The organism is Thermodesulfobacteriota bacterium (genome assembly GCA_040757775.1).
Classification (GTDB): Bacteria; Desulfobacterota; UBA8473; order UBA8473; family UBA8473; genus UBA8473.
On the sequence record JBFLWQ010000011.1, the window covers coordinates 70,716 to 92,369 of the forward strand.

Annotated in this window: 26 protein-coding genes; 18 read left to right on the plus strand and 8 right to left on the minus strand. The window is 42.7% G+C overall.

Going from position 1 to position 21,654, the window contains the following annotated elements:
- Positions 1-90 precede the first annotated feature (90 nt).
- From AB1401_08555 to AB1401_08640, 18 genes are all read left to right on the plus strand, one after another.
- Positions 91-405 (plus strand): IscA/HesB family protein, encoded by a 315-nt coding sequence (locus AB1401_08555; GenBank protein ID MEW6615498.1) that lies wholly within the window; start codon positions 91-93, stop codon positions 403-405.
- 35 nt (positions 406-440) lie between these two features.
- Positions 441-1,247: an ABC transporter permease gene (locus AB1401_08560; protein ID MEW6615499.1), complete on the plus strand. Its 807-nt coding sequence runs from the start codon at positions 441-443 to the stop codon at positions 1,245-1,247.
- A gap of 22 nt (positions 1,248-1,269) precedes the next feature.
- The gene (locus AB1401_08565) at positions 1,270-1,998 is read left to right on the plus strand and encodes an ATP-binding cassette domain-containing protein (protein MEW6615500.1); all 729 of its coding nucleotides are present in this window, start codon (positions 1,270-1,272) and stop codon (positions 1,996-1,998) included.
- 226 nt (positions 1,999-2,224) lie between these two features.
- Positions 2,225-3,238 carry an MlaD family protein gene (locus AB1401_08570; protein MEW6615501.1) on the plus strand — a complete coding sequence of 338 codons (1,014 nt, stop codon included), beginning with the start codon at positions 2,225-2,227 and terminating at the stop codon, positions 3,236-3,238.
- Between the two features lie 12 nt (positions 3,239-3,250).
- The gene (locus tag AB1401_08575) at positions 3,251-4,129 is read left to right on the plus strand and encodes a tetratricopeptide repeat protein (protein ID MEW6615502.1); all 879 of its coding nucleotides are present in this window, start codon (positions 3,251-3,253) and stop codon (positions 4,127-4,129) included.
- 25 nt (positions 4,130-4,154) lie between these two features.
- The gene (locus tag AB1401_08580; protein MEW6615503.1) at positions 4,155-5,321 is read left to right on the plus strand and encodes an efflux RND transporter periplasmic adaptor subunit; all 1,167 of its coding nucleotides are present in this window, start codon (positions 4,155-4,157) and stop codon (positions 5,319-5,321) included.
- Positions 5,305-6,066: an ABC transporter ATP-binding protein gene (locus AB1401_08585; GenBank protein MEW6615504.1), complete on the plus strand. Its 762-nt coding sequence runs from the start codon at positions 5,305-5,307 to the stop codon at positions 6,064-6,066. Before AB1401_08580 ends, AB1401_08585 begins: the two co-directional genes overlap by 17 nt.
- Positions 6,047-6,802: an ABC transporter ATP-binding protein gene (locus AB1401_08590; GenBank protein MEW6615505.1), complete on the plus strand. Its 756-nt coding sequence runs from the start codon at positions 6,047-6,049 to the stop codon at positions 6,800-6,802. The genes AB1401_08585 and AB1401_08590 overlap by 20 nt, the downstream gene beginning before the upstream one ends.
- Entirely contained in the window at positions 6,799-7,932 is a 1,134-nt protein-coding gene (locus tag AB1401_08595; protein MEW6615506.1) for an ABC transporter permease, read from the plus strand. Before AB1401_08590 ends, AB1401_08595 begins: the two co-directional genes overlap by 4 nt.
- A 1-nt stretch (position 7,933) precedes the next feature.
- On the plus strand, positions 7,934-9,055 hold the full coding sequence (locus AB1401_08600) for an ABC transporter permease (GenBank protein ID MEW6615507.1): 1,122 nt from the start codon (positions 7,934-7,936) through the stop codon (positions 9,053-9,055).
- 323 nt (positions 9,056-9,378) lie between these two features.
- Complete coding sequence (locus AB1401_08605; GenBank protein MEW6615508.1) at positions 9,379-11,583, plus strand: molybdopterin-dependent oxidoreductase; 2,205 nt, start codon at positions 9,379-9,381, stop codon at positions 11,581-11,583.
- Positions 11,584-11,592: 9 nt separating this feature from the next.
- Complete coding sequence (locus AB1401_08610; GenBank protein MEW6615509.1) at positions 11,593-12,132, plus strand: 4Fe-4S dicluster domain-containing protein; 540 nt, start codon at positions 11,593-11,595, stop codon at positions 12,130-12,132.
- Positions 12,133-12,304: 172 nt separating this feature from the next.
- Positions 12,305-13,288: an NrfD/PsrC family molybdoenzyme membrane anchor subunit gene (nrfD, locus tag AB1401_08615; GenBank protein MEW6615510.1), complete on the plus strand. Its 984-nt coding sequence runs from the start codon at positions 12,305-12,307 to the stop codon at positions 13,286-13,288.
- A 33-nt stretch (positions 13,289-13,321) separates the two neighbouring features.
- Positions 13,322-13,834: a YeeE/YedE thiosulfate transporter family protein gene (locus tag AB1401_08620; GenBank protein MEW6615511.1), complete on the plus strand. Its 513-nt coding sequence runs from the start codon at positions 13,322-13,324 to the stop codon at positions 13,832-13,834.
- A gap of 10 nt (positions 13,835-13,844) precedes the next feature.
- Entirely contained in the window at positions 13,845-14,171 is a 327-nt protein-coding gene (locus AB1401_08625; GenBank protein MEW6615512.1) for a YeeE/YedE thiosulfate transporter family protein, read from the plus strand.
- 75 nt (positions 14,172-14,246) lie between these two features.
- Positions 14,247-14,444, plus strand: a complete 198-nt coding sequence (locus AB1401_08630; protein ID MEW6615513.1) for a hypothetical protein — start codon at positions 14,247-14,249, stop codon at positions 14,442-14,444.
- Positions 14,441-15,064 (plus strand): rhodanese-like domain-containing protein, encoded by a 624-nt coding sequence (locus AB1401_08635; GenBank protein MEW6615514.1) that lies wholly within the window; start codon positions 14,441-14,443, stop codon positions 15,062-15,064. The genes AB1401_08630 and AB1401_08635 overlap by 4 nt, the downstream gene beginning before the upstream one ends.
- Positions 15,065-15,072: 8 nt before the next feature.
- Positions 15,073-15,546: a MerR family transcriptional regulator gene (locus AB1401_08640; GenBank protein ID MEW6615515.1), complete on the plus strand. Its 474-nt coding sequence runs from the start codon at positions 15,073-15,075 to the stop codon at positions 15,544-15,546.
- Between the two features lie 41 nt (positions 15,547-15,587).
- Here AB1401_08640 and truA read toward each other — a convergent pair whose 3' ends face one another.
- The 8 genes from truA to AB1401_08680 form a co-directional block, all read right to left on the minus strand.
- A complete protein-coding gene (truA, locus tag AB1401_08645; protein MEW6615516.1) occupies positions 15,588-16,325 on the minus strand; it encodes a tRNA pseudouridine(38-40) synthase TruA in 738 nt (245 codons plus the stop codon).
- A 327-nt stretch (positions 16,326-16,652) separates the two neighbouring features.
- Positions 16,653-17,441, minus strand: coding sequence for an SDR family oxidoreductase (locus tag AB1401_08650; GenBank protein ID MEW6615517.1), 789 nt, complete (start codon positions 17,439-17,441; stop codon positions 16,653-16,655).
- A 204-nt stretch (positions 17,442-17,645) separates the two neighbouring features.
- On the minus strand, positions 17,646-18,086 hold the full coding sequence (locus AB1401_08655; protein ID MEW6615518.1) for a type II toxin-antitoxin system VapC family toxin: 441 nt from the start codon (positions 18,084-18,086) through the stop codon (positions 17,646-17,648).
- On the minus strand, positions 18,083-18,316 hold the full coding sequence (locus AB1401_08660; protein ID MEW6615519.1) for a type II toxin-antitoxin system Phd/YefM family antitoxin: 234 nt from the start codon (positions 18,314-18,316) through the stop codon (positions 18,083-18,085). The genes AB1401_08655 and AB1401_08660 overlap by 4 nt, the downstream gene beginning before the upstream one ends.
- 267 nt (positions 18,317-18,583) lie before the next feature.
- Positions 18,584-19,561 carry a site-specific DNA-methyltransferase gene (locus AB1401_08665; protein MEW6615520.1) on the minus strand — a complete coding sequence of 326 codons (978 nt, stop codon included), beginning with the start codon at positions 19,559-19,561 and terminating at the stop codon, positions 18,584-18,586.
- Between the two features lie 6 nt (positions 19,562-19,567).
- Positions 19,568-19,702: a hypothetical protein gene (locus AB1401_08670; GenBank protein ID MEW6615521.1), complete on the minus strand. Its 135-nt coding sequence runs from the start codon at positions 19,700-19,702 to the stop codon at positions 19,568-19,570.
- A gap of 34 nt (positions 19,703-19,736) precedes the next feature.
- On the minus strand, positions 19,737-20,435 hold the full coding sequence (locus tag AB1401_08675) for a hypothetical protein (GenBank protein MEW6615522.1): 699 nt from the start codon (positions 20,433-20,435) through the stop codon (positions 19,737-19,739).
- Positions 20,436-20,711: 276 nt separating this feature from the next.
- On the minus strand, positions 20,712-21,654 hold a 943-nt coding region (locus tag AB1401_08680; GenBank protein ID MEW6615523.1), incomplete at its 5' end, for a transposase.

The following is a 21,654-nucleotide window of genomic DNA, read 5'->3' on the forward strand; positions in this document are numbered from 1 at the left end:
GGTTGAAAATATTTGTTGACGATGTGAACTTAATGGTTAAGTTATGTGAAAGGTTGAAATAAACAGAATAATTGTCAAGAGGAGGTAGAGATGTTTCAAGTATCGGATAAGGCAAGTGAAGTTATGAAGGAATATTTTAAGAACAGGGAAGAAGCCCCTTCTATAAGGGTAGTCTTAAACGAGGGCGGCTGAGCAGGTCCTGCTTTAGGCATGGTCCTGGATGGACCACAGGAAGACGACGAAGTTGTTAACAAAGACGGTAGCACCTTTATAATAAACAAGGAGTTGTTAAAGCGGGTTCAACCTGTCAAAGTAGATTTCATTGAAACGGATAGAGGGTCAGGTTATTCTATTTCCTCCAATCTATCGAGTGGAGGAGCCTGCGGAGGGTCCTGCAGTTGCTGAGATAAGAGAAACGCATAATAAAAAGGAAACTAACAGTGAGGGGAGTAAAATCAGAAACGAATGTCATAGATTTTTCTGCCAGGAAAGGTTGGTCAAGGGCAGGCTTTGTTCTGAATGTTTTCACCTTACTGTTTTTGTCCTTTAAAGAGCTGTGGACGGAGAGGAGATTTGGACTAAATGTTATAATCGATACCACTTTGAAACAGATATACTTTACCGGTGTCGAGGCTATAAAGGTTATAACCCTGATTTCTCTGGTACTGGGTGCTGTAGTTATAATAGAATCAGGCGCCCAATTGACAAAATTAGGAGGTGGGAGTCTGGTTGCTCCGATCCTGATAATGGTTATAATCAGGGAACTGGGACCTTTGCTTACAGCCTTTGTTGTTATCGGTCGTTCAGGTACAGCGATTGTTGCTGAACTGGGGAACATGGTGGTTGCCCATGAGATTGAAGCGATAGAGGTTATGGGGATAAGCCCTGTTCATTTTATCATTGCACCCAGAATCATTGGCGTGACCATCGCAGTTATGGTTTTATCTGTATACTTCAACCTGGTAGCCATGGTAGGGGGATTGGTTGTCTCCACTTTGATAACTACTGCCAGGTTTTCCGTATTTCTCCATAATTTAGCAATCTCCCTTACACTAACAGATGTTTCTGTTTCTTTGCTCAAAAGTCTTGTTTTTGGTTTAATTATATCTCTTGTCTGTTCATACAATGGGTTGTCTGTAAAATTCTCTTCTACAGAGGTACCCCAGGCCGCAACCAGAGGGACTGTTAACTCTATCCTTTCATGTTTTATTGTAAATTTTATTATAACACTCTTATTCTATTTGTAGGTTAAAGCTTATGAGTCCTGAGGTGGCGGTAAAAATCGACAACCTCAACTTTAGTTACAATGGTGAGGAGGTACTCAGTAGAGTTACTATGAGGGTCTTTTCCGGAGAAATATTCGTAATAATCGGACCAAGTGGAAGCGGTAAGAGCACCCTTCTGAAATTATGTGCAGGCCTTTTTCATCCAAAAGATGGGGATGTGGATATAAAGGGTATTAATGTACATAAGGCACCAAAGGACCGTATTCGGAAATTGAGAGCAAAGATTGGATTTGTGTTCCAGGATGCAGCACTGATAAGCAATACCTGTATCTTCGATAACGTTGCCCTTCCTCTTCGTTATCATACCGACCTGAGCGAGCCTGAAATAGAAAAGATGGTATCACAAAAGCTGAATCTTTTACAGATAGACAAAAGTTATTATTATTTTCTGCCTGCCCAATTAAGCCTTGGACTAAAGAGGAGCGTGGGGATTGCCCGGGCTTTGGTTATAGAACCCGACATTGTATTATTTGATGAAATTACTGCCAGTTTTGATTCGCAGACCGTCCAGAAGATTTCCATGATTATTAAGGAGCTTAAGAATCTGAAGGTTACCTCTATAATAGTAACCGGTGATACATCCCTTGCATATTCCATTGCAGACAGAATAGCTATTATAAAAAATGGCAATATAATTGAAACAGGGACACCGGATGAGATAATGAATAGTCAGAATCCTGATGTAATACGCATGACTTCTATGAATAAATAAGGTAGCTACTCAGGCACAAAGTGGCAAAGGCAATCCCCCCTGCCCCCCTTTGCCAAAGGGGGGTGAAGGGGGGTTACCTATGTGCCTTTGGTGTTCTGTCCCTTTGTGCCTACCTACACAGTTACTAAATAATTAGTTAGACGAGAAACCATCATCTATCAGCTCTCAGTTTTGTTGATAGCTGAGTGCCGACAAATAAAGGTCAGTGCTAAAGGGGAGGTTAGTCATGTACTTTAGGGTTAAACGCTTTGAAAAATATGTTGGTGCATTTGTATTATTCTCCATTATTGTACTGGTAGCCGCCCTGGTTTTTATTGGACGAGGGCAGAGATGGTTTGAGAAGAAATACAGTTTTATAACTATTTTCGATAGTGCAGGCGGTGTTGAACTGGGGTCAAAGGTTGTACTTTCAGGGATGGAGATAGGAAGCGTAAAAGATATTCGTTTAACCAAAGACAATAAGGTAGAAATTGTCCTTAGTATATTGGATACCTATAGAGATAAAATTCGGGGTGATTCTGTGGCTAGGATTTCCGGCCCTATCATTGGGAGTAAAGTGATAGAGATCTCCGTTGGGGCTATGTTGCAACAACCCCTATATGAAGGAGGGGTGATAAAGTCTGAGAAGACCAAGGAGGTTACCGATATAATTAAAGAGATAGACTTCAAGTCCCCAATAGATAAACTGACAGAGACTCTTGATAATGTAAAGTCCATCACAGAAAAATTTAACAGAGAATCCGGTGGTATAGCAGTTAGCCTTAGAGAGACCACTCAGAAGATCAATAATTCTGTAGGACAAATAACCGGCAATGCGGGAAAGATTACTCATAATCTTGATAAGACCACAAGCGAGATCATAGAGGGTACGAAGAGTCTTACAAAAACCCTTGGCAATCTGGAAACAATAACCGGTGAAATTAAGGAGGGAAAAGGAAATCTGGGTGCTGCAATTAAAGAAAGAGGGCTGTATGATAACCTGTTAGAATCGACTGCACTGGTTAAAAAGATTACGGCAAGCTTTGAAAAAGCAAGCTCTGATATTTCAGGAATAGTAAATGATATCAAAAAGTCAACCTCTAATGTCCCTGGAATTGTAAATACAGGTCAGGAAACTATGGAAGATGCACATAAACTAATTCAATCCGTGAACAAGACCTGGCCAATAAGCAGAAACATAAAAGAGCCGGAACCTGGAAAGAGTATAAGTATTGACAACAGGGAACAGCCTTATAAGTAGAGGGGCAGAAAGATGAAGACCGCAAAGATTCCTATCCTATTTATCCTATTTATCCTTGTTATCCTTGCAGGCTGTGGTAGCGCAAAGATTCTGCCTGAAAAGAAGACTATGGCTTCGGAACTCAGCCAGAAGGGTTCTATGTATTACTTAAAGGCTGATTATCAAAAGGCACTTGACTGCTTTAAGAGATCCTTGATGATCAATGAAAGCATAGACAACAGAGAGGGGATTGCAAGAGACTTAAACAATATTGGCACTGTGTACTATTATGCAAAAGAACTGGATAATGCCCTTAAATATTTTGAAGAAGCGTTAAGGATAGGTGGGGAGATCCATGATTCGTCAGGAAAGGCGGCTAGCCTGAACAATATCGGCAATGTATTGCTGAAAAAGGGCGATATAAAAGGGGCTATAGAGAAATTCCGGGAAGCGCTCCTCCTTGATGAGAGTACCGGGAACAGGGAAGGGGCCGCTGTCAGGCTGAATAATCTGGGCATTGCATATAACTCCTCAGGGGAACGGGACAGGGCACTGGATTTTTATCAAAAAGCCCTTAATATAAACAGAGAGGTAAAAAACTTAAGAGGAATGGCAAACAACCTGAGCAATATAGGGATGGTTTATGAGGCAAAAGGGGAGTTGGAATCGGCTATTGAGCATTACAAGATGGCTTTGGAGATTGATAAGCAGATAGAATACTCACCTGGGATTGGTGTAGACCTTTATAATATCGGTCATGTCTATGAGGGTATGGGAGAGTTAAACAAGGCATTGAGTTTCTATGAGAGGGCATTTAAGGTTAATGAAAGGTTGGGAATCAAGGAAAGGACGAATAGAGACCTGGAGAGCATAAAAAGAGTACAGGGGGCAATTGGTAAAAGGGTGAAGTAGATGAAGCCCTCTGGAAAAACACTTTATGAAGAAACGAGTCATCATTCTCATTTTCATTATCCTCTTTGTTAGTGTTGGGCTGCTTGTCTATTTTGGACAGCGAAAGACGCAGCACAGTGAATTGTACTACTCGGGAACCATCGAGGCGACACAGGCGAATCTTGCTTTCCAGGTGGGTGGCAGGGTGTCCAGTGTTACGGTCAACGAAGGTCAGTCTGTGGCAAAGGGAGATCTCCTCGCAGAACTCGATAAATCAGAGCACCAATCCCGCTATGAACAGGCAAAAGCAAACCTGGATAAATCCTTAAAGAATCAACAGCAACTTGAAACCCTGTTAGAGGTTTATAAGAAGACCCTGCCCGCTGAACTGGCAAGGGCAGAAGCAGGTGTCAGGGCTTTAAGCTCGCAGCTAAATGAGTTGCTGGCGGGCAACAGGGCACAGGATATAGAACGGGCACGCCAGGCGTTTTTGAGTGCAAATGCCGTCATGGAAGACGCAAAAAAGACCAGAGAGAGGTATAACAATCTTTATCAGGAAGGTATCGTTTCTGAAAGGGATTGGGATGCTGTGAAGCTCAAGTATGAGATAGCTTCGAGGGAATATGAGGTCAGCAAGGCATCCTATGATTTGGTTAAGGAAGGTGCCCGAAAGGAAACTGTTCAGACAGCAAGAGCCAGGCTTTCCGAAGGTGAGGCACTTGTTAAACAGGCCCGGAGCAACTTAATAAAGATAGAAGCCACAAAGAAAGATGTTGAGGCTGCCCGGTCTCAGGTTCAGGCGGCTAAGGCATCCCTCAATCAAACAGAAATCCAGATGCAATATACGCAGTTGAAATCGCCTTTTTCCGGGATCATTACCAGCCGCAATGTGGAACCGGGGGAAGTGGTCACATCAGGCCGTGAGGTTATAACGCTTTCCGACCTTTCAAAAGTGGACCTTAAAATATTCGTAGATGAGACTGAAATCGGTAAAGTCAAACCGGGTCAGAAGGTAGAGGTAAGGGTAGATACCTTTCCCGGCAAGGTCTATACAGGGCGCATTTCTTTTATCTCTCCCGAAGGTGAATTCACACCTAAGATCATCCAGACCAAGAAGGAAAGGGTCAAGCTTGTTTACCTGGTCAAGGTTTCTATCCCCAACCCCAACCTCGAATTAAAGTCAGGAATGCCAGCCGATGCCTGGTTACGATAAGTTTATTAAGGTAGATAACGTTTCGATGAGCTTCGGTCAGGCAGAGGCAGTCCACCAGGTATCATTTGCAGTAAACAGGGGAACTATATTCGGTCTTGTCGGTTCAGACGGGGCAGGCAAATCGACCCTCCTGAGGATGGTGGCGACAATGATCAAGCCGTCTTCAGGAAGTATTTTCATCGATGGACTGGATGTGGTAAACGAAAAGAAGCAGGTCAAGTCAATGATAGGCTATATGCCGCAGCGCTTTGGTCTGTACCAGGACCTTACCGTCGAAGAGAACATAGATTTTTTTATGGATATTTTTGGTATTTTTGGAGCGGAAAGGAAGAAGAGGAGGGCACGTTATCTCGCATTTTCAAACCTTCTCCCATTTGCCCGCCGACTGGCAGGCAATCTTTCCGGTGGTATGAAACAGAAGCTGGGACTTGCCTGTGTCCTCATCCACGAACCCAGGATACTCATTCTTGACGAACCAACGAATGGTGTAGACCCAGTATCCCGACAGGAATTCTGGGATATACTGACTCAGATGCGCTATGATGGTATGACCATCCTCGTTTCCACTTCATACCTCGATGAGGGTGAAAAATGTGACTATCTGGGTTTGATGCACCAATCACAGCTTCTGGATACAGCCACCCCGGCAGAGATTCGCTCCAATTTTTCCAGTCTGGAAGAAGCAATGATCCATCGCATTCAGAAGGTGGATAAGGAACTGCTTAATGACAGCTTCAAACTCTGATGCCATTGTTGTAAAAGACCTTGAAAAGCGGTTCGGTCAATTTGTTGCCGTCGATAGAATCTCCTTTTCCGTAAAGAAAGGAGAGATATTCGGTTTCCTTGGTCCCAATGGCTCAGGCAAATCAACTACTATCCGGATGCTCTGCGGTATAATCACTCCAACATCCGGTGAGGGAATGGTGGCAGGGCATGATATATTTACCGAATCCGAAGAAATAAAACAGTCCATAGGTTACATGTCTCAGAAATTTTCCCTTTATGAAGATTTAAACCCCCTTGAAAACCTCCGTTTTTATCTCGGAATATACAACGTGCCTCAGAACCAGTGGAAAGAACGGATTGAATGGATCATGGGTGTGGTCCGTCTCCAGGAGGTGCGACATCGGTATGCCAGGGAATTGCCACCCGGATGGCGGCAACGGCTCGCTCTGGGTTGTGCCCTGCTTCATCAGCCTGATATCCTCTTCCTCGACGAACCCACCTCAGGGGTTGACCCCATTACGAGGCAGCACTTCTGGACATTCATAGGACAACTGGCAGGGGAGGGGATCACAGTCTTTGTTACTACCCACTACATGGATGATGCCCGTAATTGCCTGCGAATTGTGATGATCAATGAGGGGAGGATAGTAGCAACGGGCAGTCCGGCGAAGATTATTAGCGAGACATGCCCGGATCTTCCTGCGGCAAACTTAAACGATGCTTTTATAACCTTAATGTCCCGAAAAAACTATTGAACCTTTTAAAGATTCAGGCCATTACACGCAAAGAAATATACCACCTGATAAGGGACTTCAGAAGCCTTTACCTGGCATTTGCAATTCCCCTACTTTTGATCCTACTTTTTGGTTATGCCTTAAGCCTGGATGTAAACAATATAGGAACTGTCGTTGTAGACCATGAAAAGACAGACCTTAGCCGCGACCTTATCCGCCATCTTGGCGCATCTTCCTATTTTAATATTGTTGCCCATCTCGAGGATACAAAGACTGTAACAGAATATCTGGACCACAACCGTGTGAAATTGGCAGTTATTATTCCTCCGGGATGGACCGGGAATATCAGGGCAAACCGGGAAGCACCATTGCAGGTGCTTCTTGATGGCAGCGACCCTAATTTCGCCGGCATATCAAGGGGATATATTACTGCTTTTATCGAAAGATATAACCAGCAACTTCTGGTGGATTTTCTTAATCGTGAAGGTTTGGAAAAAATCGAACCGCCTGTCGAAGGCATTATCCGGGTCTGGTTCAACGAAAGCCTTGAGAGCCGGAACTTTATTATCCCCGGTATCATAGCAATTATTATTATGATTGTAGGTGCTATGTTGACTTCTCTTGTCATTGCACGGGAGTACGAAAACGGAACGATGGAAACGATCAGATCCTTACCCATAAATGCAGGGGAATTTCTGATAGGCAAGGCAATTCCCTACTTCCTGATTGGGCTTACCGATGTCCTGGTAGCGATTTTTATGGGACAGGTCCTATTCGGAGTAGTCATGAAAGCCAGTTTCTGGCTCATGATTATAGCATCTTCTATCTATCTTGCTGTTGCCCTCACGCTAGGTTTATTCATCTCAGTCGTTACAAAATCACAACTGGTTGCGAATCAGGTTGCTGTCCTTATTACATACCTTCCTTCGCTCCTCCTTTCTAATTTTGTTTTTCCAGTGGTTAACATGCCCAAAGTCCTGAATCTTGTGACTTACATTGTACCGGCTACCTATTATATAGATATTCTGAGTGGAATATATTTAAGAAATCTGGGTCTCATACACCTGTGGTCGAGTTACCTGGTTCTGATGATGATGTTCATTGCACTGGCCATTGCAAATCTTGTTATACTGAAAAGGGAAGGTATGTAACATGAAATGGCTTCGAATCCGTGAACTGATCCGCAAGGAGTTCATTCAGCTTTTCAGAGACAGACGAAACCGGCCCATACTGATTATTTCACCCCTCGTACAATTACTGGTTTTCGGTTATGTTGTCAATTACGATATCAGGGATATACGGGTCGCTTTTTTTGACCAGTCGCGCACACAGGAAAGCCGCATGCTGGTTGATGCTTTCGATGCCAATAAGGTCTTTAGAATTACCCATTTCTCAAGAAACCACCGTGAATTAGAAGAATTGCTCCTTAAAGGGAAAGTAGATATTGGCGTTAAGGTAGGTCCCGATTTGAGTCGGCGTATTAGAAAAGGTGAGACGGCAAATATTCAGATCTTAGTTAATGGCAGCATGAGCAATATGGCATCTGTACGGATTGCCTATACATCGTTGATTCTCGACAGGCTTAATCGGGAATTAATCAGAGAGCTATATCCACAGCAGTTGGATTATGGAAAAATAGATGCCAGAATCAGGACATGGTATAATCCAAACCTTGACAGCCAGAACTTCTTTGTACCTGGTATTGTAGCTTTTTTGATTATGCTGATTTCCCTGCTCTTTACCTCTATGGCAATCATCAGGGAAAAAGAGGCCGGGACTATGGAACAGTTGATCGTCACGCCTTTGAGACCTATTGAGCTTATTGTAGGTAAAACCATCCCCTATATCATCATTTCTCTTGGCCAGATGTTCGTGGTAGCCCCCTTTGCTGTTTTATGGTTCAGTATCCCCGTGTCCGGAAATGTTGTCCTTCTCCTGGTTGCCGCATGTGTTTTCCTCCTGAGTACACTGGGTATCGGGCTTTTTATATCCACTATATCATCTACCCAGCAGCAGGCAATGATGACCACCTTCTTCTTTATTCTCCCCTTTTTCATGCTCAGCGGTTTTGTCTTTCCTATTGCAAACATGCCTCTTGTGGTGCAATGGTTGACTTGCCTGAATCCTTTAAGGTATTTCCTTGTTATTATTAGAGGTGTATTTTTAAAGGGAGTAGGTATGGATGTTCTCTGGCCCCAATTTGCGGCATTGACCTTCCTCGGCATGATTGTCTTTGCAGGAGCTGTCGGTCGCTTTAGAAAACGGCTTGATTAGTTAAGCTCTTCAAGATGCCCAAGTTTAATTTCTTCGAGGTAGATTCCCCGCGCCTTGCTGCGAATTAGTCATACCGGCGCGTCACCCCGGTGAAAACCGGGGCGGTATCCAAAAAATCCACTGGATTCCGTGTCAAGCACGGAATGACAGCCCCAGGACAGAAGACAATACCCCGCTGCTTGCTGCGGGGAGGTTCATTGACTGTTCAAAAAAATTTTTAACCAACATCAAAAAAAGCTTTACATTTTAATCTAGATATTCTATATTATTTGATATAGATAATATAGTTACTATAACATACTATCATAAAAGGTGATTATGCCATGAAAAGAGATTTTACCCGTAGAGAATTCATAAAAATCTCGGGTATAGGTTTGGGTGGACTCGCTGCAAGTGGGAGTCTTCTGAGGTTTGCATCTGATGTATTGGGTTATGGAAATGCTTATCCCCATAAGGTTTTGAGAACCCCAACATATTGTGAGATGTGTACTTTTAAATGTGCAGGTTGGGCATACAGGTTAGACGGCAAGCCGTGGAAAATTATTGGCAATGAGAATGATCAGCATTGCTACGGGCGTCTATGCACAAAGGGTTCTGCCGGGTTTGGCGCATATGACGATCCTGACCGTCTCAAAACACCATTAATCAGAATGCAAGAGAGAGGGAAACAGGTTTTCAAAGAGGTAAGCTGGGATGAAGCCTTTAATTATATAGCGTCTAAACTGAAGAGAATAGCGAAAGAATATGGTCCTGAATGTGTTGCTCTATTTACTCATGGTACGGGCGGGAGCTTCTTTAAGACTTTTCTTCAGGGTTACGGCTCAGATAATATAGCAGCCCCTTCCTATGCCAATTGTCGTGGGCCAAGAGAAGAAGCTTATCTTCTCACGTTTGGAGACGCAATCAGTACGCCGGAACGAACCGATATGAGCAACAGTAAATGCATAGTGTTGATAGGCTCCCATATTGGTGAAAATACACATAGTTCTCAGGTTTATGAATTTGGTCAGGCCATTCACAGGGGAGCCACTATAATAACTGTTGACCCCAGATTTTCGGTTGCAGCGAGTAAATCTAAATACTGGCTTCCTATCAAACCGGGCACTGATATGGCCCTTTTATTAGCATGGATCAATGTCGTTATCGAGGAAGAGCTTTATGATAAAGAATATGTGAAGAAATATACAATCGGTTTTGATGAACTGAGAAAATCAGTTAAAGACGACACACCCGAGTGGGCATATCCTATAACAACTATAAAACCGGAGATTATACGAGAGACGGCAAGGGAGATGGCGAGATATCTGCCTGCAACATTGATTCATCCTGGGAGGCATGTTGTCTGGTACGGGGACGATACTCAGCGTGTACGTGCAGGCGCTATTCTCAATGCACTTCTTGGAAGCTGGGGAAGAAGAGGAGGTTTTTTCATGCCGGTAGAACCAGATGTTCCAGAATATCCTCACCCTCAATTTCCGAAACCAAAAAGATCCTGGCGGGATGCTTTCCCTGGGAAATTTGAGCTGGCAAACCTTGCGCTATCTTCCGGTATTTGTGAAGCGACTATCCCTTCTGCCCGCAGTGACTGTAATTTCAAAGGGTGGATTGTATATGGAACCAATTTGCTGCATGCATTACCGGATAGAAAAAAAACAATCGAGGCGATACATAACCTTGACCTTCTGGTTGTTGTCGATATATTGCCTTCTGAAATTTCGGGTTGGGCAGATGTTGTTTTGCCGGAGTGCACGTATCTGGAACGCTACGATGACCTTAGAACAGAATGGGGGCGGGAATCGCAGATAGCTTTGCGAATGCCAGCTTTCCAACCGAAATACAATACAAAACCGGCATGGTGGATGGCGAAGCAATTGGCAGATAAGATGGGACTTGGGCAGTACTTTTCATGGAAAAATATAGAGGAATATCTTGATTACCGCTTAAAAAAAGCTGGTACTTCCTTAAGAGAGATGCAAGAAATTGGGGTTAAGGTTCTAAAAAGGGAAACGCCCCTTTATTTCGCCAAAGGAGAGGAAGTAAAGTTTGCTACACCAAGCGGTAAGATTGAACTCTATTCTAAGACATTGAAGGACTATGGTTTTGATCCCGTGCCAAGGTATGTACACCATGAGGAGCCACCCAAAGGATATTACAGGCTTCTCTACGGTCGATCCCCATCCCATTCATTCGGAAGAACAACGAATAACCCTCTCTTGACCCAGATGGATCCAGAAAATGAGATATGGATTAATACTGACGTGTCAAAGGAATGGGGGTTAAAGGACGGTCAGTATCTCAGGCTCGAAAACCAGGATCAGGTAGTAAGCAACAGAGTCAAAGTAAAGGTGACCGAACGTATCCGGGCAGACTGCATTTATATGGTTCATGGATTTGGTCATGACCAGAAGAGATTGAAACGGTCTTATATGAAAGGGGCAAGTGATACCGGGCTTATTACCAGAACAAAGATCGATCCCATTATGGGAGGAGTAGGTATGAGAGCAAATTTTGTGACATTTAATGTTTAGGAGAGAGAAGTGAAAAAATACGCAATGGTCATTGACACAAAAAGCTGTGTGGGTTGTGGTGACTGTGTTATCGCATGCAAGACTGAGAATCTTGTTCCCGAAGGTCTGCACAGGGATTGGATTGTGGAGGATGTTTCGGGAAAATTCCCTAATCTTAATATGGAAATCCGTTCCGAGAGGTGCAATCATTGCTCGAATCCTCCATGTGTTACCTATTGCCCTACGGGAGCCAGCTATATAAAAAGCGGGTCGAATATTGTACTTGTGAACAAAAGCAAATGTACCGGCTGCAAAGCCTGTATAGCAGCATGTCCCTACGATGCCCGTTTTATAATGCCTGAAGGATATGTGAGCAAGTGTACTTTTTGTGAGCATCGTATAAAAAAAGGGTTGGTCCCGGCGTGTGCGTCTGTATGCCCAACCCATTCTATAGATTTTGGTGATGTAAATGAGTCTGTGAGTAACGTTTTAAAACTATTAAGAAAAAGGAGATACAAAACATTGATCCCTGAAGCAGGAACCAGACCGAATGTCTATTATCTTATTTGACGGTCTCCTAAAAAGTCCCCAAAGCCGTCACTCCGGCGAAAGCCGGAGTCTAGAAGTGCTTGAAATTACTTGATTCCGGTGCCTGCCCCGTACTTGGTGCGGGGTCCGCCGGAATGACAAGAAAGAGAGTTTCCTGACTTTTTACGACTTCATCTTATTTGAGGTGACAATAATGGAAGTTGAGATTACCACCAATAAAATGAATTATCTTGTTGATCCAAATCTCCATATATGGGGGTGGGAAGTCCCCGTTTATCTTTTCCTGGGGGGGGTAACAGCAGGGATACTGATTGTTGTTTCTTTTATGTTATTGAAAGACAAAGGAGAGAAATCCCATGTTGTTGCCAATAGGCTGGCGCTTCTTGCACCTGTACTTCTGAGTTTAGGAATACTTGCTCTTTTTGTAGACCTTGAGCATAAATTGTATGTATGGCGATTTTATACGACCTTTCGGTTTACATCCCCCATGTCTTGGGGTTCCTGGATACTGCTCATTGTATATCCGATAAGCTTTTTACTGACACTGACAACATTTAGAAAGGGCTTTTCAAAGGCTTCTTTATGGATTGACGCCTGTATTCAATCGAAGCCCAGGATATGGAGATACCTGAGCGCATATTTCTGGCTTCTCGGTTTTTCTGAAAAACACAGGAGATTGATAGCGAAGATAGCCATTCCTTTTGGTATCCTTCTTGGTATCTATACAGGAATTCTCCTGAGTACTTTTGGTGCACGACCTTTCTGGAACTCTCCAATCATGGGACCTATTTTCCTCGTGTCAGGGGTTTCGACAGCGGTTGCCATGGTTGTGTTATTTTCAAAGGATCATGAAGAAATAGAATTTTTCACAAGGGTAGATATTTGGTTAATCGCAGGTGAAATATCCTTGCTTATATTATTCATCACTGGAATGTTATCTTCTTCAGAACAACATTTAAAGGCAATACAATTGATTTTAGGCGGAGAGATGACCACGTATTTCTGGGTGTTTTTCTTTGGGATTGGTCTTCTTCTCCCTGCCTTTCTTGAGTTTATGGAACTGAAAGGCAGAAAAATCCCCGGCACTATAGCAGCTTCTCTCGTATTGTTTGGAGGGATTTTGCTGAGGTTTATAATCGTTGAGGCAGGACAGGTATCAACATGGATTGGTTATTAATAAAGAGGAAGTAAATACAAAAGGAGGTACGGTATGGCAGGCAAAAGATACTCTTCCCCATATCTAGCAGGAGTCGGACTAGGACTGGTTCTTCTGGCTTCATTCTTTATAACAGGGCATGGATTAGGAGCATCTGGTTCTATGATGAGTGCAGTTGTCGCAGTCGAAAAGGTTTTTTCACCTGAACATGTTAACCAGAACGAGTACCTGGCAAAATACGGAGGAGGGGACACAAACCCTTTGAAGGATTGGTATGTATTCGAGCTTGTTGGAGTCCTTGTTGGGGGGCTTATTTCAGGGGCCCTTGCGGGAAGGGTAAAAAAGGAAACGAATCATGGCCCGCGGATAAGTAAAAGACAGCGTTGGGTTTTTGCTGTTATTGGAGGTGTTTTGTTCGGTTTTGGTGCCCGTCTGGCAAGAGGCTGCACAAGTGGAGTAGCCCTTTCGGGTGGAGCGGCACTTTCTCTGGGCGCATGGATTACTATGATGTCAATCTTTGCCGGAGCTTATGCCCTTGCATTTGTCTTCAGAAAATTGTGGATTTAGGAGGAGTATAATGTTTGCGCCATTAGAAATAACACATGATTTTAGGCTGGAGATAAGTTTGTTGATTGGTTTCCTCATAGGCATTGGATTTGGTTTTTTTCTCGAAAGGGGAGGTTTTGGAAATTCGCGCAAGCTTGCACTTCAGTTTTATTTCCGCGACCTTACTGTTTTTAAGGTGATGTTTACAGCTATTGTTACTGCGATGACAGGAATGATTTTTTTTAATGCCTTCGGCTGGCTTGATCTTGATTCGATTTATATCAACCCAACCTATCTCTGGCCAGGGATTATTGGAGGATTAATCATGGGAGCCGGTTTTGTTATAGGGGGATACTGACCCGGTACGAGTGCTGTAGGTCTCAGCACATTGAAGACAGATGCCTTATTTTATATTGTCGGGGTACTTTTTGGAGTGTTTGTTTTTGGAGAGACCATCCCATTATTCAATGATTTCTTTATAAGCGGATTTTGGGGAGAAAGAATAACACTATACGGAATCCTGGGAATATCGGCAGGTGTTGTTGGTTCCTTCGTTCTTTTGATTGCACTTGGCGGTTTCTGGGGTGCTGAGTGGGCTGAAAAAAGGTTTGGAGAAAAGGAGGAAGCATGAAACTACAAGGGAAACAGATTGGAGTTTTAATAGCCCTGATTTTGGCTGGGATAATGCTTTTTCTTCCTTATCAGGATAGTTCAAAGTATCGGTTTGATCCCGAAGTTGTTGCCAGGAGTATAATTGAAGGTACAGACCAGATAGGTCCTCAGACACTTTCAGAATGGATAATAGAAGGGCGCAGGGATTTTATTTTAATAGATATCAGAAGCGAAAAAGAATTTGAAAAGGGCAAAATAAAGGGCGCAGAAAATATACCATTACAAAAATTAATTACAAAGAGTACTATTGAAGGGTTACCAAAAGACAAGATTATTGTGATTTATTCCAATGGAAGCTCTCATGCAAGTCAGGCATGGCTTGTAATGAAGACTGCGGGCATCGACGCTTATATCCTTGAAGGAGGTTTTAATTATTGGAGCAGTTTTATTTTAAACCCGGCACAATGCTCTATAAACGCTTCAGATGATGAGGTTCTTAAATACAAGTCACAAATAGCCGTGGGTAACTATTTTGGAGGGGGTTCCCCCGTGGCTTCGACCGTAGATGATAAAACAAAGACTGAAAAGAAAGCAATAGAGATGCCGAAAAAAACAAACAAGAAACTGAAAGGGTGCTAAAATAGAGGATGAAAACAGGAAGGGCAGAAAGTAAAAAGGTGGAGAAGGAAATACTATCCAGCGAACCTGTTTATACAATCGGAATTGCCTCAAAGAAACTGGATATTTCAGTTCATTCTCTTCGCCAGTATGAGAGGGAAGGATTGATTATCCCCTTTAAGACATCTACAGGAAGACGGATTTATTCCGATTTAGAGTTGGAAAAAATTCGTTGTATTAAAGAAATGACACAGGTTGAGGGGCTCAACTTTGAGGGAATGCGACGTATGATGGCGCTTATTCCTTGCCATAAGATAAGAGGTTGTTCAATAAAAGTAAAAAATTCGTGCAAGGCTTTTATAGATAAAACACTACCCTGCTGGGTACTAAGAGAAAATTGTTCCTGTCAGCTGCCCTCTTGCAGGGATTGTCCTGTTTATCAAAGTTTTGCTCATTGTGATGATATAAAGCCGTTGATTTATGAAGCGGAAAAGGAAAGATGAAAGCTTCCATTTTTTCAGGAGGGACTAATTAGTGCTGTCCACTAGTAATTAACTTTTAGCAGGAACAATCCCTGGGGAGGGGCCATTATACCGGCTTTTTTTCTGTCTTTAGCTCTAAGTATCTCTTCAAATTCACTTCCCCCGATTTTACCATTGCCCACATCGACCATTGTCCCTACAATATTTCTTACCATCTGTTTCAAAAAGGCATTGGCTTCAATCTCAAAGATTATGAATCCCTTTGGACTTTTATCAAGGGATATAGCATAAACCTCTCTGATAGGGTTATGGCTGTTGCAACCTGATGCCTTAAAGGAAGAAAAATCGTGTTTCCCGATGAGGCATTTCACAGCCTTTTTCATTTTCTTAACGTTCAATTTAAAGGGTATAAACCAGGAGAAATTCCTGTATAGGGGAGAAGGAAACCTCTGGTTCAGGATTACATATCTGTATATCTTGCTTTTGGCGCTGTATCGGGCATGAAAATCTTGTTCTACCTCACTAATTTCTTTAATAGAAATATCAGGAGGAAGCAGGCTGTTAAGCCCCCTCTGTATGTTGTTTATTTCAAGTCGAGAATTGGTGGGAAAATTTGCTACCTGTTCTACGGCATGAACACCTGCATCTGTTCTCCCTGCTGCAATCAGTCTGATTTCTTCCTGGGTGATTTTCTGTAACCTTTCCTCGATGGTCTCCTGTATAGTCACTGCATTGGGCTGAATCTGCCAGCCGTGATAGTTGGTACCATCGTATTCGATAACAAGCTTGATATTCCGCATCTATTTTGTTCTTTTTCAGGATATTTAATTCTCTCATAAAGTTAGTTGGTGCTTTGACTCATAAATAGCTTTACCAAAAATGTCTCCCCTCCCTTGAAGACTGTGTCACAATCCCCTTTTTTGTCATTTCGAGCAAAGCTAGAAATCTAAATCATTAGTAATATTAAGATGTTAAAATTCCTCATCCACAAGAGGCAGATTCGGAATGACATTTTCCCCTATTACGACACAGTTTCCAGACACGGGGTCAAGCACGGAATGACAGAATACAGAATAGCGAAAATAATCTTAAGAATACCCCTTATAACTTCAAACTGGTTTGACGAATTACATCATCGTATACCCACCACTTACGCTTAAAGTCTGGCCCGTTATATGACCTGCACGGCTGGAAGCAAGAAAAACAACTGCGTTTGCAATATCTTCAGGCGTACCGAGCTTTCTTAAGGGATATAGCTTTTTAGCTCTTTCTTGAGCCTCAGGTGAGAATACCTCACCCTCTTCACCTTTCCACAGGCTCATTTCACCGCAATCTTCAAGCCTGCCAGGAGTAAGCCCCGGGCACACTACATTAAGCCTAATCCCGAAACGCCCATTTTCCCTTGCTATAGTTTTTGTAAGCGCAATTACTCCGCCCTTGCACCCAGCATATACAGCCTCCCTATACTCTCCCATTCTTCCTGCATCCGACCCGATACTGATTATGCTTCCCTGCTTCCTTTCTATCATATGATCAAGAACGGCCCTTATGCCGTTTATAACGCCCCAGTAATTTATAGATATCTCTTTCTCCCACTCACTCCTTGGTTTTTCCACAAAGAGCCGGTCAACTGCCCAACCTGCATTGTTGATTAAAATATCTATTGAGCCGAATTCTTCCAAAGCTTTTTTTACAGTATTTTGCACACTGTTCCAATCAGAAACATCGGTTTTCACGGCTATACCTTTAACGCCAAGGTTCTTTATGTCTCCAGCTGTCTTCTCTGCCTGTTTTTCATCCCAATCACCTATCAGGACATTTGCCTTTTCCTCTGCAAACAGCATCGAAATAGCTCTGCCTATATTTGAACCTCCGCCCATGACAATAACATTTTTCCCTGCTAAACCTAGATCCATCTTTTTTATCCTCCTTTTTTAAATAGTTAAGAATATCAAAGCGGTAAAACATTCATAATAGACTTATAAAAAAGCTGCTCTTTACTCCTCAAGATCGAAAACCATCCCCCCATAGTAAGTAGTGTTAATTATAAATAACGTTCCCAAGTCCCTGTTTTATATTGCCCTTTTCCTATAGATTCAACGTGAAGTTGAGCTAGAGCGTTAGCGATCGGCTCCAATGGCTGGTTGGCCGATATATTCAGCATGAAGACCTGAATTTTTTGCAGCCATAAATTGTCTTTTGTCAGAGGTTATAAACAGGTCAGCCTTCCACTCAAGAGCACATGCGACATGAAGAGAGTCCAGTGCGCGTAACGCATTGTTCTCTAAGAGCTTTACCGAACGAGAGATTACTGAAGGGGTTATCTGCAAAACAGTTGCATCTCTAATATCATCCATCAGTTGCTTTTTTACAGCCCTATAATCAACGATAGTTAAAATGTGCTCTCTTAGCCGCCTGTTGAGGCCAGACATAATTTCAGGCACTAAAACAATAGAGAAAGCTAACTCCGAAGCATCCTCCAAAAAGCCTTCCAGTTCTTCACTACCAGTCTCTTGCACATATCTTTTGGCAAACGATGATGAATCAACTGCAAGCTTCATGAGGTCGTCTCACGTTCTTCTAAGATAGCCGAAGATAAATCGCTTCCCTGGATACGCAAACGGATTCCTGATAGTTTCCATGCTGGGGTTCTTTGTACTTTTTCAGAAAAAGGGACTATCTCAGCTACTGGTTTCCCGTGCCTAAGAAGAATAAGCGTTTCTCCATGCTCCACTTCAGTTATTAAATCTGAAGCCTTTTTGCGGAAATCTGTGAATGCGACGCTTTTCATTTACACACCTCCTCATGTGTACATTCAAGTGTACATCTTAGGTGGTGTTTTGTCAAGAATAATATCTGTACCTAGCCACTGCAATCTCCTTGCATAAAGGTTAAGCGCCTGCCTGTCAGGCAGACAGGTTTTGACCTCATATTATTGCAGTGATAGTACCATAAATCTGCCATATCATAAAGTAACTGGAGACATCCAGACTTTTTCTACAGATTCAACACCTCGGCTGACTTGCCGCAGGTTTTAGCGATCAAGTCCAGCCGGTTGTTATGCGGGTTTTTGAATGTTTTGCTGTGCCAACTCACCAGTTGGATTCATGGTTCGGGAAGGTCTTTCGTTATCAAATAAGGTCCCTTGGCTTGAATATGCCCTTATCCTTTGATTTGTCAGTTTTATATATTCAGGTTCTATGTCATACCCAATATAGTGCCTCTTGTCTTTTAAGGCGGCAAGGCAAGCGGTTCCGCTACCACAAAAAGGGTCTAATACAACATCGTCTTTGAAAGTATAGAGCTGGATTAAGCGGTGGGGTAGTTCCTCTGGAAAAGGAGCCGGATGCCCTATACTGCGTGCAGAAACGGCCGGAAAGGTCCAGACGCTTTTGGTCCATTCGAGGAATTCTTCTTTACCGATAGTGTCCTTTTTATATCCTCGTTTTCTAGAAAACGATTCCTTTGAAAAAATTAAAATATATTCGTGTATATCCCTCAATACAGGATTAGCAGCCGACTGCCAACTTCCCCAAGCAGTTGAGGGGCTGGCGCTTGAAGCCTTATCCCAGATAATTTCGCCCCTCATCAGATATCCGATTTCAAGCATGTCTTCTATGATATAACTATGGAGTGGGATATATGGTTTCCTGCCGAGATTAGCCACATTAATACAAGCCTTCCCCCCGGTTACAAGTTTCTTGTAAGTCTCTTTGAATACAGCCTTTAATAATGCTCTGTAATCGTCGAGGGAAAGATCTTTATCGTATTCCTTTTTTACATTATATGGTGGAGAAGTGATCATTAAATGGACACTGTAATCAGGTAGTTCATCCATAACTTCACTTGATTTGCAGTAGATTTTGTCTATGTTTTCAGGGGGTATGTTGTTTTCAATGAACTTAACCCGTTTAGGAGGTTGTTTACCTGCATACATTTTGCTGGAATAAAACTCTGAAGAATCGTGATTGATCCGCCCTGGAGCTCCGAAGGAACTCGTTTTTGTTCCATTGCGTTTGAATTTAAAATCTGGCATGTTTTATTATTCCTTAATAAGCCTTAAAAAAACTTCAGCTTTCTTTTCGTATGTGCCTTCAAGATTTGCAGTTTCAATAATCTTCCCCAATTCATTCTTACTCTTCATACTTGAAAAATAATTCCTTTCCTCTGCCAACAAAACATTGAGCGCTCTTTTTAATTCTTCAAAATCATCAAACCGAATAAATCCCTCCTTCTCGGTTTTTTTTGATGTTTTCTCTTTTATCGTCCAATGGCCTAGGATTTACAGACCAAAAACCCTGTATGATTCCAGCAACTTTCAAATGGTCAACTTTTGAAAAGTAGCTCTCTGTAATGGGAGTATTGCCCACAACAATTAATGGAATCGTTGAAGCCTTGAAGCTTGAGACCCTTATGTTTATGCTTTTGCCTATAGCTTTTAGCATCGAATCTGAACGTAATAACCCGGGATTTCCCTGATGAGTTTTATAATCACCAATACAGGATAGGGAATTTGAATGGAATTTCCAGTTCCAGACGATGGACATCTTAACCTCAACTATGGTCAAGATGTCCCCTGGTTTCTGTATTATATTTTTGTTTTTTGAAATGACGACATCGGCAGGAGACATGTTTGATAAGGCAATTTCCTCACAGATCGCCCCTTGAACTGCAAACAGCCCCTTATCTTTAACAGCCTCTTGGATTAAGTCCTTTGTCCATTTTTCGGTAAACTTTCCAATTAAAGAATTTCTGCTTTGAAGTGTGCTTTTCTTCCCTTTATACCCTTTGGGCCAATAAGCGAGATAGCTGCCTTCGGCTGTTACATAGAACAACTGTTCGGGAGAGGCAAATTTAGAGGATTCAATAAAAAACTTTTTTTCAACGTCATTATTCCAGAGGTTCACCATTTTAGAATTCTACCTTTTTTTGATTTTAATTAAAAGCTTTTAGTCTGTTGTACCTTCTATCTCATTTTTTATTTTCGCATAACGAGTCTGTAGAAAAAGTCCTTTTACAGGGAAGTAGTTTCCTGATAAAAACGGATTTTTTCAGGCTTTTAACTTGGCAGAGGCTATAAATTTTTCCGGCGAAGCATTATTGCCTTTCCTTCAATCTATGAAGATATCGGGTGGCGTTGCTTTGTTTAGCTTCATCTCTGCTTATCTTACCATCATTCGGGTACATCAGGCAAATCCCAATCCATACCGGTGTATCTTCTTAACGTTGTGCACTATACAGAAGAGATTCCACTGTGTATTCACCTTGATCTTCCCCCGCAATGTGAAACGGTCGAGTCCTATAGCTGATGTAATATGGGCAAACGGTGGCTCACTTATTGCCAGCCGCATTCCGTAAAGAACTCTACCTAAAGCAGAGTCGATCTTTCGCTTCATCCTCTCTGTAAAGGTAATCTCGCCTTTTGCCGACCTTCCCACAAAATAAGCAACCTGCCGTATCTCCGTACGCTCCGGATACCGCAGGCATTGGGAACGAAGGGCGCATGGAAGGCAGGCCGACTTGGGGCCCTTAAACTTATATGCCCGAAAGATCTTCACTACAACGTTGGCGCCACTGCGGTAGAGTCGTTTACCAGCAGGACACAGACAATAGCGCAGTTCCTTGTCAAAGATGAAATCTCTGACACTAAAAAGCGGAGCATGCCCCTTCTGTCTGGCCCGTTCAGCTCGTTCTTTCCTGCTACGCTCTTTGTAACGCTCGTAGTCGGCAAACCGGGGATCTCGCTTCCGAAAAAGATTATCTGCTATATAAGCATCTATCCCCCCGGTAAAAAGCATCTCCATATTCTTTTCCGTATGGAATCCACTATCTGCTGTCAGTTTCGTTTCTGTAAAAATGTCTTCTTCTTTCTCAATGGCATTAAAGTTCTCCCGCACACCCTCGACCATCGGTTTCAATAAGTCGTGTTCCTGTGCTTCTCCAAATGCCTCTGCATGAACTATAACCTGGCGCTTGCTGTCTACCGCCGTCACGCCGTCATAACCCTGGATAACTCCATGAGAGGTCTTCATCTTGGCAGACTCGTTGTCCGTGATGTTGCTCTTTCTTGGTTTACCTGTCTTGCCAGGCTTGTCATCGTTATTACTCAGCCACTCCCGGATCTTTGAA

Coding starts and splice junctions, on each gene's coding strand:
- AB1401_08590 (MEW6615505.1), top strand. CDS start 6,047: ATGACAGCTTCAAACTCTGATGCCATTGTTGTAAAAGACCTTGAAAAG.
- AB1401_08575 (MEW6615502.1), top strand. CDS start 3,251: ATGAAGACCGCAAAGATTCCTATCCTATTTATCCTATTTATCCTTGTT.
- AB1401_08605 (MEW6615508.1), top strand. CDS start 9,379: ATGAAAAGAGATTTTACCCGTAGAGAATTCATAAAAATCTCGGGTATA.
- nrfD (MEW6615510.1), top strand. CDS start 12,305: ATGGAAGTTGAGATTACCACCAATAAAATGAATTATCTTGTTGATCCA.
- AB1401_08665 (MEW6615520.1), bottom strand. CDS start 19,561: ATGCCAGATTTTAAATTCAAACGCAATGGAACAAAAACGAGTTCCTTC.
- AB1401_08570 (MEW6615501.1), top strand. CDS start 2,225: ATGTACTTTAGGGTTAAACGCTTTGAAAAATATGTTGGTGCATTTGTA.
- AB1401_08585 (MEW6615504.1), top strand. CDS start 5,305: ATGCCTGGTTACGATAAGTTTATTAAGGTAGATAACGTTTCGATGAGC.
- AB1401_08655 (MEW6615518.1), bottom strand. CDS start 18,086: ATGAAGCTTGCAGTTGATTCATCATCGTTTGCCAAAAGATATGTGCAA.
- truA (MEW6615516.1), bottom strand. CDS start 16,325: ATGCGGAATATCAAGCTTGTTATCGAATACGATGGTACCAACTATCAC.
- AB1401_08660 (MEW6615519.1), bottom strand. CDS start 18,316: ATGAAAAGCGTCGCATTCACAGATTTCCGCAAAAAGGCTTCAGATTTA.
- AB1401_08580 (MEW6615503.1), top strand. CDS start 4,155: ATGAAGAAACGAGTCATCATTCTCATTTTCATTATCCTCTTTGTTAGT.
- AB1401_08640 (MEW6615515.1), top strand. CDS start 15,073: ATGAAAACAGGAAGGGCAGAAAGTAAAAAGGTGGAGAAGGAAATACTA.
- AB1401_08650 (MEW6615517.1), bottom strand. CDS start 17,441: ATGGATCTAGGTTTAGCAGGGAAAAATGTTATTGTCATGGGCGGAGGT.
- AB1401_08600 (MEW6615507.1), top strand. CDS start 7,934: ATGAAATGGCTTCGAATCCGTGAACTGATCCGCAAGGAGTTCATTCAG.
- AB1401_08625 (MEW6615512.1), top strand. CDS start 13,845: ATGTTTGCGCCATTAGAAATAACACATGATTTTAGGCTGGAGATAAGT.
- AB1401_08675 (MEW6615522.1), bottom strand. CDS start 20,435: ATGGTGAACCTCTGGAATAATGACGTTGAAAAAAAGTTTTTTATTGAA.
- AB1401_08635 (MEW6615514.1), top strand. CDS start 14,441: ATGAAACTACAAGGGAAACAGATTGGAGTTTTAATAGCCCTGATTTTG.
- AB1401_08620 (MEW6615511.1), top strand. CDS start 13,322: ATGGCAGGCAAAAGATACTCTTCCCCATATCTAGCAGGAGTCGGACTA.